At 74.3% G+C, this 13870-nt stretch carries 11 protein-coding genes; 4 read left to right on the forward strand and 7 right to left on the reverse strand.

Features of this window, described 5'->3' with window-relative positions:
* Positions 1-214 precede the first annotated feature (214 nt).
* The gene (locus tag OG730_RS02245; protein ID WP_327302518.1) at positions 215-835 is read left to right on the forward strand and encodes an L-threonylcarbamoyladenylate synthase; all 621 of its coding nucleotides are present in this window, start codon (positions 215-217) and stop codon (positions 833-835) included.
* 140 nt (positions 836-975) lie between these two features.
* On the opposite strand, the gene OG730_RS02250 is transcribed toward OG730_RS02245, so the two are convergent.
* The 6 genes from OG730_RS02250 to OG730_RS02275 all read right to left on the reverse strand — a co-directional run bounded on the left by OG730_RS02250 (position 976) and on the right by OG730_RS02275 (position 6843).
* Complete coding sequence (locus OG730_RS02250; protein WP_327302519.1) at positions 976-1239, reverse strand: hypothetical protein; 264 nt, start codon at positions 1237-1239, stop codon at positions 976-978.
* A complete protein-coding gene (locus tag OG730_RS02255) occupies positions 1236-1829 on the reverse strand; it encodes a TetR/AcrR family transcriptional regulator (RefSeq protein ID WP_327302520.1) in 594 nt (197 codons plus the stop codon). The genes OG730_RS02250 and OG730_RS02255 overlap by 4 nt, the downstream gene beginning before the upstream one ends.
* Positions 1826-3289, reverse strand: a complete 1464-nt coding sequence (locus tag OG730_RS02260) for an MFS transporter (RefSeq protein ID WP_327302521.1) — start codon at positions 3287-3289, stop codon at positions 1826-1828. The genes OG730_RS02255 and OG730_RS02260 overlap by 4 nt, the downstream gene beginning before the upstream one ends.
* A gap of 78 nt (positions 3290-3367) precedes the next feature.
* Positions 3368-4261, reverse strand: coding sequence for a hypothetical protein (locus OG730_RS02265; protein ID WP_327302522.1), 894 nt, complete (start codon positions 4259-4261; stop codon positions 3368-3370).
* A gap of 78 nt (positions 4262-4339) precedes the next feature.
* Complete coding sequence (locus OG730_RS02270) at positions 4340-5716, reverse strand: uracil-xanthine permease family protein (protein WP_327302523.1); 1377 nt, start codon at positions 5714-5716, stop codon at positions 4340-4342.
* Positions 5713-6843, reverse strand: coding sequence for an aryl-sulfate sulfotransferase (locus OG730_RS02275; protein WP_327302524.1), 1131 nt, complete (start codon positions 6841-6843; stop codon positions 5713-5715). The genes OG730_RS02270 and OG730_RS02275 overlap by 4 nt, the downstream gene beginning before the upstream one ends.
* A 167-nt stretch (positions 6844-7010) precedes the next feature.
* Here OG730_RS02275 and OG730_RS02280 point away from each other — a divergent pair, with 167 nt between their 5' ends.
* Positions 7011-7673: a helix-turn-helix domain-containing protein gene (locus OG730_RS02280; RefSeq protein WP_327302525.1), complete on the forward strand. Its 663-nt coding sequence runs from the start codon at positions 7011-7013 to the stop codon at positions 7671-7673.
* A 60-nt stretch (positions 7674-7733) separates the two neighbouring features.
* On the opposite strand, the gene OG730_RS02285 is transcribed toward OG730_RS02280, so the two are convergent.
* Positions 7734-8912: an AI-2E family transporter gene (locus OG730_RS02285; protein ID WP_327302526.1), complete on the reverse strand. Its 1179-nt coding sequence runs from the start codon at positions 8910-8912 to the stop codon at positions 7734-7736.
* 275 nt (positions 8913-9187) lie between these two features.
* Between OG730_RS02285 and OG730_RS02290 the strand changes: the two genes are divergently transcribed.
* Positions 9188-9559 carry a hypothetical protein gene (locus tag OG730_RS02290; RefSeq protein WP_327302527.1) on the forward strand — a complete coding sequence of 124 codons (372 nt, stop codon included), beginning with the start codon at positions 9188-9190 and terminating at the stop codon, positions 9557-9559.
* 174 nt (positions 9560-9733) lie between these two features.
* Positions 9734-13813 (forward strand): nSTAND1 domain-containing NTPase, encoded by a 4080-nt coding sequence (locus OG730_RS02295; protein WP_327302528.1) that lies wholly within the window; start codon positions 9734-9736, stop codon positions 13811-13813.
* The last annotated feature ends 57 nt before the right edge of the window (positions 13814-13870 follow it).

Below are 13870 nucleotides of genomic sequence, written 5' to 3' on the forward strand. Positions count from 1 at the left end.
TTATCGGCCACAGTCAGGCCGCCGATCCACGCACCCTATGTACACCGCCGAAAAATTCATGCATCCGATGCGGCAAATATGATCGCAATCACGGGAAGGTATGGTCCAGGCAGCATAAAAACTGGACAATTAGCCATGTTTCACCCACCCCGCCCCGAGGGGGCTCCCGGCCCGGACAGGATGCCGGAACCACCGGATCCCGTAGGCTCGTCGGATGGCAAAGTACTTCGACGTACACCCCGAAAACCCCCAGCCCCGCGCGATCGGCAGCATCGCCGACGGCATCCGCGCGGGCGGGCTCGTCGCCTACCCGACGGACTCCTGCTACGCGCTGGGCGCCCAGCTGGGCAACCGTGACGGGGTGGACCGCATCCGGTCCATCCGGCAGCTCGACGACCGCCACCACTTCACCCTGGTGTGCGAGAACTTCGCGCAGCTCGGCCAGTTCGTCATCATCGACAACGACGTCTTCCGCGCGATCAAGGCGTCCACCCCCGGCAGCTACACCTTCATCCTCCCGGCGACGAAGGAAGTACCGCGCCAGCTCCAGCACCCGAAGAAGAAGACGGTCGGCGTGCGCATCCCCGACCACGTCGTGGTCCAGGCACTACTGGCCGAGCTCGGCGAGCCGATGCTGTCGAGCACGCTGCTCCTGCCCGACGAGGCGGAGCCGATGACGCAGGGCTGGGAGATCAAGGACCGCCTCGACCACGTCGTCGACATGGTGGTCGACTCGGGCGAGTGCGGGACGCTGCCGACGACGGTCATCGACTTCTCCAGCGGCGAGGCCGAGATCGTCCGGCGGGGCGCGGGGGACACCACCCGCTTCGAGTGACGGCGTTGACGGCGTTCCGGGTGACGGCGTACGGGCGGCGGGCAGGCCGGGCCTGCCCGCCGCCCGTACGCCTCATGAAGACCGCTTGTCAGGACCGCTTCTCAGGACCGCTTCTCAGGACCGCACGGCAGAACCGCGCGTCAGGACTGCCTGCCGGTGGGCGGGTGCAGGACGGGCTTGAGGCCGTAGTCGAGCTCGGAGCCGTCCACGAGGAGCGCTTCCACCGTTCGGGTGACCGGATCGATGTCCGCCACCATCCCGTCACCCGAGTAGCGCGGGTAGCCGGAGGCGCCGTTCTGGCCGGTCGGTGCCACGACGGCCGAGCGGACGGCGTCATCGGCCGACCCCTCCACCACGTGTTCGGGCACCAGCAGGATCTCGAAGCTCTGCGGTTCGGTACTCATCCCCCGACGCTAACCGGGTCCCGCGGATCACGCCGTGCGGCGCCGCCGTCGATGAGCACCTGGAGCCCGGGCGCGTACAGGTCCGCCAGTCGTCCGGGCGGGGTACGGGTACCCGCGCCGTCGGGGCGGTGCAGGCTCAGCGTCGCGCCCAGGCCCAGCAACTGGCCGGCGATCAGCTCGGCGCGCAGCTCCCGGTCGGCGCCGGCGAGACGGGCCGCGAGGCGGGCGGTGACCTGTTCGCGGAAGCGCTCGCGCAGCAGGGTGCGCTCGTCGTCGATGCCCAGCGAGAAGACCACGCGCAGCAGCGGGTCCCCGCGGAGTTCGTCGCGCAGCCGGACGACGGTCAGGACGAGGTGGCGGCCCAGTACGGCCGGCTCCGCCGCGAACAGGGCGTCGGCGGCCGGCTCGAAGTCGGCGACCGTGTTGAACAGCCCCTCCTTGCTGCCGAACCGCTTCACGATCAGCGACGGGCTGACTCCGGCGTCGGCCGCGATGCCGCGCAGGGTGACCTCGGCGTAGGGGCGCAGGGTGAAGGCCCTGCGGGCGGAGCGCACGATGGCGTCGCGGCCCGACTCCTCGGCGGTGGTCATGTGCCCTCCCGGAGCGCGGGCGCGGACTCGGTCACCCCGACCGTACCGGCCGCAGCGGCCCGCGCGGACGCGGCCGCGCTGCCCGGTGGCAGGCAGAGGGCCGCCGCCAGCGCGGCGAGCGCGGCGCCGCCCGCGATCAGGAAGATCAGCAGGTACGCGTGCAGGGTGGGGGCGGTGTGTCCGCCCGCCCGGAAGGTGACCTGGGCGAGTACGGCCGCGACGACCGCGCTGCAGCAGGCCTGGCCGACGGAGCGCATCAGGGTGGTGAGGCCGTTCGCGGCGCCCGTCTCGGTCACGGGGACGGCCCGCATCACGAGCGCCGGCAGCGCCGAGTAGGCGAGGGCGGTACCGCAGGCGACCACCGTGGCACCGGCGACGATCAGCCAGAGGGTGTGGCTGGTGAAGAAGCGGACGAGGTAGCCGAACGTCATGACCGCCGCGCCGAGGGCCAGCGCGGTCCGCGGGCCGTACGCGGCGGAGAGCCGTGCCGACACCGGGGACAGCGCGACCATGGCCAGGCCGCCGGGGAGCAGGCACAGGCCGCTCACCACGAGGGAGGCGCCGAGCCCGTACCCCGTGCTCGTCGGCTCCTGCACGAGCTGGGCGGTGACCAGGGAGTTCCCGTAGAAGGCGAAGCCGATGAGCAGGGCCGCGAGGTTGGTGAGCAGCACGGCGGGGCGCGCCGAGACCCGCAGGTCGACCATCGGGGAGGCGGTGCGCAGCTCGTGGCGCCCCCAGAGGATTCCGACGGCCGGGGCGGTGACGAGCAGCGCGAGCGTGGATGGTGCGGTCCAGCCCCAGTCGGCGCCCTGGGTGATCGCGAGGAGCAGGGCCACGAGGACGGTGGCCAGGCCCAGGGTGCCCGGTACGTCGAACCGGCCGCGGGTGCGCGTCGGGGACTCGGGGACGGTCCACAGGACGAGGAGGACGTCCAGCACTCCGAGGGCGGCCGAGGCCCAGAACATGGTGTGCCAGTCGAAGCGGTCGACGACGAGGGCCGCGACCGGGAGGCCGATCGCGGCGCCGATCCCGAGCGTGGAGCTCATCAGCGCGATGGACGGCAGGACGCGTTCCGGCGGGAGTTCGTCGCGGATGATGCTGATGCCGAGGGGGATGACGGCGAGCGCGGTGCCCTGGAGCGCGCGGCCCGCGATCAGGACCGAGATGTCGGAGCTGATCGCGCACAGCACGGACCCGGCGGTGAGGACGCCCAGCGAGGCCAGGAGCACGCGGCGTTTGCCGTACATGTCCCCGACCCGGCCCAGTACGGGGGTGCAGACGGCGCCGGTGAGCAGGGTGACGGTGACCAGCCAGCCCGCGGCGGCGCGGCTGCTGCCCGTCAGGTCCGGGATGTGCGGCAGCAGGGGGACGACCAGGGTCTGCATGACGGCGACGACGGCCCCGCAGAACGCGAGGACGGCGACCATCGGGCGGGAGCGGGGGTGCGTTGTGGCGGACATACGGCTCCCGAACACTGGCCCGACGGCGGGGGTGCACACGCGTTCACCCCCAGGGTAAACGCGTGTGCACCCCCTCGTCTACGGGCGTCGCGCGCCGTCTGGCTGCGGCACGGCCGCCTCGTCCGCGGCCGCCGAGGGGTGGCGCAGCAGACCGCGCGCCCACCGTTCGTTCAGGCCCGCGAGGAAGCCGATGGCCGCCCAGAAGAACCAGGTCCTGACCAGGGCCCCGTGTCCGTCGGCGGAGAGCGGGCCGGGCCCGCACAGTTCGGCCGGGGTGGCCGGCGGAGTGAGGAGGGTGAGGATCCCGCCGGCGACGAGGAGGTAGAGCGCGGTGGCCAGGAACCACCCGACCACCACCCGGTACCAGCCCTCCTGGCGCAGCGCCCGGGACAGCTGGACCGGATCGGCGGCCGGACCGCCGGACCCGCCGGGGCTGTCGCGGATGAGCTGCCGGGGATCGCGCAGCCGGACGATGACGCTGAAGACCGCGCCCATCGCGCCGCCGGCGAAACACACCAGGGCTCCCGCCAGGGCGAGCCGCTCCTGGCAGCCGAGGCCCACGCCGAAGAGCCGGGGCACCCACTCCCCCAGCGCGAAGACCACCAGCAGGATCACCGGGCTGATCACGATCCCGCAGGTCAGTCCGGTGTTCAGGCCGCGCGCCCCGGCGGTGGCCGTATCGGCCTCCAGCCGCGTCGCGGCCAGCGCGACGGCCGTCTCCAGCCGGGCCACGTCCGCTCCCCGGGCCACGGCGCGCAGGGCCCGGAGCAGCTCGTCCGTGACGGCGGCGCGCGTGCGCCGCTCGAAGGCCCGCTGCGCGGCCGTGTGCAGGCCGTCGAGGCGGAGCATCAGCTCCGGTTCGGCACACCACAGTTCCCGCAGCCGCTCGGGATCGATGCCGGGCACGTCTTCCAGTGCCCGTATCTCGCCGTCGGCCGCGCCGTCGAACCACTCGCGCACATCGCGCAGCATCGGCTTCCCCTCTTCGCACAGCAGTTGTACCCGCCTTCGCCGCGCGAGGATAGCCGCAAGCCCGGTGGAGCACCGCCGTCAGTCCGCGGGACCGGCCTTGTCGGGGGTCCCGCCGCTCCCGAAGGCGCGGAAGAGGGCGTGGAGCAGGACCGCGGTGAGCGTGCCCGCGACCACCCCGCTGCCGAGGACGGTCCGGGCCCAGGTGGGGAACCCCTGGTAGAGGTCGGGGGCGACCACCGGCAGCAGTCCGGCCGTGAGGGCCAGCGCGATCACGGTGGAACCCCCGCCGGCGCCGGGCGCCGTCCGCCCGAGCATGTCGACGCCCATCACCGCGATGATCCCGTAGATCACCAGGGCGGATCCGCCCACGACGGGCGCGGGGACGGCGGCGAGCAGGCGGGAGACGGGTGCCAGCAGGCCGACGGCGATGAGCAGCACTCCGGCGCCGGCGGTCACGAAGCGGCTGCGGACCCCGGTGAGGCGTCCGATGCCGATGTTCTCGGCGCTCGTGACCATCAGCGAGGTGCCGAACAGCCCGCCGAACACGGAGATCAGGGCGTCGGCCCGGGCCACCCGGGGCACATCGCGTCCGGGGTCGCCGGCGCGGCCCACGGTCTCGCTGTTCAGGACGGTCTGCCCGGTGATCTCCGCGAGGGTGGTCAGGCTGAAGACGAGCAGGGGCAGCGCGGCGAGCACGTCGAACCGCGGAGCGCCGTACGGGAGGAGGTGCGGCAGGGTCAGTCCCCCGCCGGCTCCGCCCACGGGTGCGAAGTGGCCGAGGCCGGTCGTGAGCGCGATGAGGGTGCCGGCGCCCATGCCGAGGAGCACGGCGGTCTGCCGCCAGATCCCGCGCAGCACCAGGAGGAACAGCACGGTGCAGCCGATGGTGGCGCCGGCCAGCACGACGGCCGAGGGCGCGGCGTATCCGGGGCTCCCGGGGCGGCCGGTGACCAGTTGGGCGGCGACCCGGATCATGGCGATCCCGATGAGCAGCACGGTGGTGCCCATGACCAGGGGCGGGAAGAGCCGTACGACCTTGGCGTAGAAGGGGAGCACGGCGAAGAGCAGCGCGGCTGCGAGGAGCACCGAGCCGGTCGCGGTCGCGGGGCCGTGGTCCTTGGCTATCTGGAGGAAGAGGGCGGTGGCCGCCCCGCCGGGGAGCATGACGAACGGCAGCCGGGCCCCGAACCGCCACACCCCGAGGGATTGGAGCAGGGTGCCGGCTCCGCAGAGCACGAGGGTGGCGCTGAGCAGGGAGGCGGTGTGCGCGGCGGTGAGGCCGAGGGCCTGGCCGGTCAGGAACGTGGTGGAGACGGGCGCGGCCACCATCGCCAGTACGTGCTGGGCGGACAGCGGTGCCAGCCGGCGCAGCGGCAGCCGCTCGTCCTCGGGACTCACCGGGTTCGCCGGGCTCACCGGCGCCCCCTGCTCGGGCAACGCGCGGGCGGCGCTCATCGGGCGGCCTCTCTGTTCAGCCAGGGCAGCTCTTCGGCGGTGTACCGGTAGGCGCGGAAGACCGCGTTGAGTTCGGACGGGAACAGGCCGCGGACCTCGGACTCCTGATAGGCGCCGAAGTGGGGGACGACGTACTCCCAGCAGAGGTAGCCCTCGGGGGTCACCTCGAAGAGGCGGCCGGACGGGGAGTCGGTGACCAGGGTGTTGCCTCCGGCGAGGCGCTGGGCGCTGCCCATGAACGGGGCGAAGAAGGCCTCGCGGGCGGGGTCGTGGTACTCCCAGACGACCTTGCCCGAGGAGCGCTCGACCTCGATGACGCGGGAGTAGGGGACGTCCGATCCGGGCCGGAAGACGCCGTTGTCGAACACCAGCACCCGGCCGTCGGCGAGTTCGGTGGGGGCGTGCTGCTGCGAGACGACTCCGGGCTCGGTGCGCCAGAGGATCTCGCCGGTCTCCCGGCTGATGACGACCACGGCGGAGACGCTGCGCAGGCTGGCGAGGACGTTCCCGTCGGCGAGCGGTACGACGCTGTTGATCAGCGGCCAGTGTTCGCGCGCGTAGTCGGGGTGCAGGGCGTATTCGGCCCGGTCGAGGTGTTCGGCCGCACTCCACGACCAGCGTACGGAGCCGTCGGCGTCGACCTCGGTGATGGTGTCGGCCCATACCGTGCCGTCGGCCGCCTCCGAGCCGGGCACTCCGCCGAGCACGCCCGCCGCGTCCGCGCCCCGCAGGGGTTCGAGCGCGGTGTAGAGGACGCGGCCGCCGCCGAGGTGGTGGGCGTCGTGGTGCTGGAGCGGATCGCGGTGTTCGCGCAGGACGGTGCCGTCCGGGGCGGCTTCGAGCATCACGCCGCCGCGGTACTTGTGCCACATCGGGAAGAGGGCCTCCTCGCCGGGGAGCACGCCGCTGTAGGCCAGGTTCCCGTTGTCGAGGATCCGGGCGTGCCGGCCGGGGCGGTAGGGCAGGTGCCACTCGTGGACCACCTCGCCGTGGATGTCGATCAGGTAGACCTCGCCGGTGCCGGTGAGCGGGGCGTAGAGGGTGTACCCGCCTTCCGAGGCGGCGGGGTCGAGGGCGATGAGACCGGTGCCGCGGCGGCGGCGGAAGTTCTGGTCGACCGGGGGCATGCGGGTGTCCTCCTGCAGAGCGTGAAACTTTGTTTGATGCGAGCAATCTCCTTTGAAGCTAGCGGCGCATTGTTGCGGCACTGTGAAGGGAGTGCGAAGCCCGCGGCGAGGTGCGGGAAGATGATCGTCAGAGGCGGCGGCGAACGGGGAACGGGGTGGGCGGCCAGGTGGAAGACGAGACCTCGGAGCGGCGGATCGGTGCGGGCATCCGCAGACGGCGCAGGGCTCTGGACCTCACCCTCGCCGAGGTGGCCGCGCGCAGCGGGCTGTCCTCGCCCTTCCTCAGCCAGATCGAGAACGACCGGGCCCGCCCCAGCATGCGTTCGCTCCAGCGGGTGGCCGACGCCCTGGACACCACGGCCGTGCAGCTGCTGGCCGCCGGGGAGACCCCGCGCCGGGTGGACATCGTGCGGGCCGGCGCCGATCCCGGGCTCGAATCCGGGGTCGGTTCCGGGCAAGGATCCGGGGTCGGTTCCGGGCAAGGATCCGGGGTCGGTTCCGGGCAAGGTTCCGGGGTCGGTTCCGGGACGGATGCGACGGCCCGGGTCCGTCCGCTCGTACGCGGCCAGCACCAGATGCACGCCCTGGAGTTCACCGGGGACCACGACGCCGAGCGCGCGTTCCGGCACCGCAACGACGAGCTGATGTACGTGGCCGACGGCGCCGCCGAGGTCGAGGCCGACGGGCGGATCCACCGCCTGGGCCGTGGCGACACGCTGTACCTCACCGGCGGGGTGGAGCACCGCTGGCGGGCGGTGGAGGCGGGCACGCGGGTGCTGCTCGTCGCCGTCGCCGATCACGTCGAGGCCGTCGTGGACCCCCTCGGCTGAGGCGGGACCAAAAGCCCCCGGCTGAGGCGGGACCGGGCCCCTTCGGCTCCCGGGGGGGGGTCAGTCCCCCGTGCCGGCCTTGCGCAGGGACCGGTGCACGGACCAGGCGACGGAGACCAGGGGCACCGCCACCACGGCCCCCACGATCCCGGCGGCGATGGCTCCCGCGACCACCGACAGGGCCACCACCAGCGGGTGCAGGCGCACCGCCCAGCTCATCACCAGGGGATGCAGGAGGTGCCCTTCGATCTGGCCGATGACCACGATGAGCGCGACCACCAGGGCCGCCACGAGCGGCCCCTTGGTGGCGAGGGCGACGACGGCGGCCACGCCGAGGGCCACCGGGGAGCCGATGAGCGGGACGAAGGCGGCGACGAACTCCAGCAGGGCGAGCGGGACGGCCAGCGGGACGCCCAGGAGGTAGAGCGCGATGCCCACGAGGACGGCGTTGGTCGCGGCCACGAGCACGATGCCGTGGGTGTATCCGGTGAAGGTCCGCCACGCGGCGCGTCCGGCGACGGCCACCCGGTCCCGTACGCCCAGCGGCAGTTGTCCGCAGAACCAGCTCCAGTGCCGGTCGCCCGAGTGGATGAAGAAGACGGAGCAGAACAGCGCCAGGGCCACCACGGTGAACACCGCCACGACCCGTCCCGCACCGCTCAGCGCCGTGCTCAGCAGGGTGGAGCGGTGGCTGGAGAGGTAGTCGCCGATCTTCGACTGGACATCGCTCAGGGCGTGCGCGTCGAGCCGCAGCGGCGGACCCTGGAGCCAGGTCTGGATGCGGTCCAGCCCGACCTTGAACTCGCTCACCAGCGCCGGCCATTCCCCCGCGACGGCCTCGCCGACCAGCGCGAGGGCGCCCAGCACCAGGATCAGACTGCCGATCAGCGAGCAGGCCACGGCGAGCCCGCGGGGCATCACCCGGGCCAGCAGCCCGGCCGGCGGGCGCAGCATGGCCGCCGCGACCAGACCGAGGAAGAGGGCCAGGGCGATCTCGTGGAACCGTCCCAGGACGGCGAAGACCGCGTACGCCGCCGCGCCGACGACCAGCAGCCGCCAGGCGTACCCGGCCGCGGTCCGCAGGGCCGGGGTGACCGGGGTCGCCGCCCGTGCGGCGGCCGGTGACCCCGTGCGCCCCGGGGTACGGGCCCGGCCGGTCCGGCCGGTCCGGCCTTCGCCGAGGGGACGGCCGCCGGGCGGGAGCCGGCGGGCGGGCCGCGTCACGAGTCGCCTGGTCATGTGCGGCCGCACCTCCGGGGTGTGTTGGTCCCCTCGGGCTATCACCCCGGTGGCGGCGGCCCGGTGCGCCGCGCAGCGCGTTCGCCCGAAGGCCTCATCCGCGCTGGGCCGAAGGAGCGGGCCCGGCCGTTGCCCCTCCTTCGGCGAGTGCGCTGGTCACAGGGGGTTTCCCGGGCCGGACCGGCGACGGGCGACGGGAAACCCGTCGACCCCGGTGCCCGCCGGGGACAGGCTCTTGGTGTCAGCACGGAGCAAGACCCGAGGGGACACCCACCATGCGCAAGATGATCCGCGGCGCCGCCGCCTTCGCCACCGCCGCTGCCGCCGTCGTCGCCCTGAGCGGAGCCGCCGGGGCGTCCGGCGCGCAGCCGGCCGACACCTGGGCCGGGTGCCCGGACGGGGCGGTCTGCATCTACCCGCAGAACCAGAACCCGGCCGTCAGCCCGAGCCACGTCTTCTACAGCTACGGGGCGCACAACCTGAGCAACCAGTTCGGCAACCACTGGGTCCTCAACAACCAGTACGGCGGGGCCACCGCACGCCTGTGCGCCGGCTCCAACGGGGCCAACTGCGGCAACCCCATCGCCCAGGGCACCGGGGTCTACGCCGACCTCGGGCCGATCAACTCGATCACCCTCAACCGCTAGCGGCCCACGGGCGGGTCCGCCCGTTCGACACCCGCAAGGACGTTCCGGAGACCGGCCCGCGGCCGGGCTCCGGAACGCCGTCGTTTCACGCCACACCGCACGCTTGGCCGGTCGGCCGTCCGACCCCCGCGCTAGCCTGGGCACCTGCCTCTCACAGCCTGGGCGCACATTGCCATGGGGGACCTCTTGGAGGATCCGGACCGCGCGAGCGGGACAGCGGCTGCCTTCCCCGCCCAGTTGAGAAGGCTGCGCGTGCAGCGCGGCCTGTCGCTGGGCGAGCTCGCCCGCCGGACGCACTACAGCAAGGGCTACCTCAGCAAGATCGAGACCGGCGCGAAGCCGGTCACCCTCGACGTGGCCCGCAGTTGCGACCGGGCCCTCGGGGCCGAGGGCGAACTCCTGGGGCTGGTACCGGAACTCGCCCCCGACATCGACGGGTCCGGGCCGTCCCCGACAGGATCGCGAGCCGGGGCGGCCGGACCGGCCGCCCCGCCCCACCAGCGCGGTCCACAGGCGGACGGCGCGTGCCCCTACCGCGGCCTGTCGGCGTTCACCCCGCAGGACGCCCGGTGGTTCTTCGGCCGGGAGCGGGCCACGGCCGCCCTCGTCGAGCGGGTCCACGACCGGCTCGGCCAGGGCCCGTTGCTCCTCGTCGCCCGGTCGGGCGCGGGCAAGTCCTCGCTGCTCAGCGCGGGTCTGGTGCCGACACTGCGGAGCGGCGGTTTCCCGGCGGCGGGGGCCGACGGATGGCCGATCGTCCGGTTCACCCCCACCGCGCACCCGCTGCGGGAACTGCTCGACGCCACCGCCAAGGTGGTGGGGGGCGATCTCGACGTCAACCCGGGGCAGCTGAGGGCCCGCCCGGAACTGCTGCTCGAATCCGTCCACCGGCTGACGTACGGCGCCGGCACCCTCCCCGGCGCGGACGGGCGCAGGCTCCCGACCGTGCGGCCGGTGCTGCTGGTCGACCAGTTCGAAGAGCTGTTCACCCTCTGCTCCGACGAGGAGGAGCGCCTGGCCTTCGTACGGGTGCTCCTCGCCCTGGCCTCGCCGCCGGGCGTTTCCCCGGCCTCTCCCCCGGTTCCTCCCGCGGCCGCGCCGCCCGGGTCCGACCCCGCCGTCGTCGTGCTCGGCGTGCGGGCCGACTTCTCCGGGGAGTGCCTGGACCTTCCGGAGCTGGCCGCCGTGTTCAGCGACGGGCTGTTCGTCCTGCCCCCGATGTCCGTGGCGGAGCTGCGCGAAGCGATCACGCGCCCGGCGGAGCTCGCCGGGCTCGTCCTGGAGCCGGGGCTGGTCCCGCTGCTGCTGCGGGACGCGGACGTACGGGACCCCGTACGGGAACCGGGCGCCGGGGATCCCGGTGCCGCGGACCCCGCGGCGCGCCCCGGCAGCGGTCCGGAGGCCTGGCCCGGGGAGGCTCCCTCCAGCGCCCTGCCCCTGATGTCCCACGCGCTGATGACCACCTGGCAGCGGCGCGAGGGAGCCACGCTGACCGTCGCGGGATACGAGTACGCCGGCGGCCTCCAGGGCGCCGTGGCCCGCAGCGCCGAGCAGGTGTTCGCCAAGCTGGACCCGGCCGAGCAGCGGATGGCCCGGCGGCTCCTCGTCCGGCTGGTGCACATCGCCGACGGTACGGGGCCGACCCGGCGCCGGATGGGCCGCACCGCCCTGCTGGAGGGGCAGGCCGACACCGTGCGGGCCGCGGCCGCCCTGGGGCCTGTCGCCGAACCCCCGGCTGCCCCGCGACGCCTGGCACGCCCTTCGGGCGACGACGGGAGTTTGACGAGAGTCCTCGACGCCTTCGTCCGGGCCCGGCTGATCAGCGCGGACAGCGACACCGTCGAGATCACCCACGAGGCCCTGCTGCACGCCTGGCCCCGGCTGCGCGGCTGGATCCGCGCCGACCGGGCCGGGCTGCTCGTCCACCAGCACCTGGCCCAGGCCGCCGACGAATGGGTGCGCGAGGCCCGCGACCCGTCCGTGCTCTACCGCGGCAGCCGCCTCGCCACCGCCCGCACCTGGGCCGACGAGCTGGACGGCCGCAGCCGGCTGGGCCCCCGGGAGGCGGCCTTCCTCGACGCGAGCCGGGCCGCGGAGGAGGCCCGCCACCGTCAGGAGCGGCTCCGGGTCCGCCTGCACCAGCGGATGCTGGCCACGCTCGTCGTCCTGCTCCTGCTGGCGCTGACCGCCGGCGGGGTGGCGTACCAGCAGCGTGCGGGGGCGCTCGCCCAGGAGCGGACCGCCCGTTCCCAGGCGCTGGCGGCCCGGTCGCTGTCGCTGTCCGCCGGCCAGCCCGAGGCCTCCATGCTGCTCGCCGGCGAGGCCTACCGGGCCGAAGCGACGCCCGAGGCGCGCGGCGCCCTGCTCAGTACCCAGTCCCAGCCCTTCCTGGCACGGCTCGACGGACACGGCGGGCCGGTCAACGCGGTGGCCTTCGCGCCGGACGGCCGACTGCTGGCGACGGCCGGCTCCGACGGGAAGGTCCTGCTGAGGCGGGTGGCCGACCGGAGCACCGTGGCCGCCTTCACCGCGCCCGGCCGGGTGCGCGCGGTCGCCTTCAGCCCCGACGGGCGGACCCTGGCCGCCGGTTCCACCGACGGACCGGTCCGGCTCTGGCCCCTCGGAGCGGACGGCGGAGCGGGCGGCGGCTCCGTGTCGGTGCTGCCCCCGGGCACGGCGGGCGCCCGGGCGGTGGCCTTCGCCCCCGACGGGGGCACCCTCGCCGTCGCCACCGCCGACGGGACCGTCCAGTTGCGGGACACGGCCGGGGAACACGGCGTGCGCGCCGTCCTGACCGGGCACACCGCGCGGGTCAACACCCTGGCGTACGCCCCGGACGGCCGGAGCCTCGTATCGGCCGGCGCCGACGGGACCGTACGGCTGTGGGACACGCGGCGGGCGGAGCCGGCCGGTGTTCTGGAGGGGCACGCCGGGGAGGTGCTGGGCGCGGCCTTCGCACCGGACGGCCGTACGGTCGCCACCGGCGGGGTCGACCGTACGGTGCGGCTGTGGGACGTCGGCGGGCGGCGCGAGGCCGCGACCCTGGCCGGGCACAGCGACGACGTCAACACCGTGGCCTACACGCCGGACGGCACCACCGTCATCAGCGGCGGCGGCGACGGCACCACCCGGCTGTGGGACGTCCGCGGCGGCCGGCTCACGGCCACGCTGGCCGGCCACACCGACTACGTGCTCGCCGTCTCCGTGGATCCGGCGGGATCGGTGCTCGCCACCGCCGCGTTCGACCAGTCCGTCGTGCTCTGGGACCTGCGGGGTCCGGTGCTGACGGCGCGTCCGTTCACCGAGGTGTGGCACGCCGCGTACAGCCCCGACGGGAAGCTCCTGGCGACCGCGGACGCGGACCACACCGTGCTGCTGTGGGACGTGCCCGAACGGCGGGTTCTGGCCACTTTCTCGGGGCACGCCGAGACGGTGTTCTCGGTGGCCTTCGCCCCCGACGGACGCACCCTCGCCTCCGCCGGAGCCGACGGCACCGTACGCCTCTGGGACACCGCCGCCCGCACTCCCCTCGCCACCCTCACCGGACACACCGGGACCGTGTTCTCGGTGGCCTTCGCCCCCGACGGACGCACCCTCGCCTCCGCCGGAGCCGACGGCACCGTACGCCTCTGGGACACCGCCGCGCGCAGTCCGCTCGCCACCCTCACCGGGCACACCGACTTCGCCAACGACGTGGTCTTCAGCCCCGACGGACGGACCCTGGCCAGCGCCGGGGACGATCTGACCGTCCGGTTGTGGGACGTGGCCGGGCGCCGCCCGCTCGCCGCGCTCAGCGGTCACGCGGGAGCGGTGCGGGCCGTCGCCTTCTCCCCCGACGGGCGGACCCTGGCGAGCAGCGGCAACGACGGCACCGTACGGCTGTGGGACGCGGAGCAGCGGCGCGTCACGGCGGTGCTGAACGGGCACACGGGATCGGCACGGGCCGTCGCCTTCTCCCCCGACGGGCGGACCCTGGCGAGCAGCGGCAACGACCGTACGGTGCGGCTGTGGGACGTCCCCGGACACCGGCTGCTGGCCGCGCTGTCGGGTCACACCAACGCGGTGTGGGGGGTCGTCTTCTCCCCGGACGGGCGGACCCTGGCGAGCAGCAGCAACGACGGCACCGTACGGCTGTGGGACCCGGACCCCGGCGCCCGGCTGGCGGCCGTCTGCCGGACGGTGGGCCGCCTGGGACCGCGGGAGCGGCAGGCTCCGGCGCCCGGTCCGCCCGCCGGGGCGGCGCGCCGCTGCTAGGCCGTCTCTTTCGGATCTTGCCGCGGCCTAAGCCGTCCGGGGTTTCCTCCAGGGTTT

The organism is Streptomyces sp. NBC_01298 (assembly GCF_035978755.1).
In the GTDB taxonomy this organism is placed as follows: domain Bacteria; phylum Actinomycetota; class Actinomycetes; order Streptomycetales; family Streptomycetaceae; genus Streptomyces.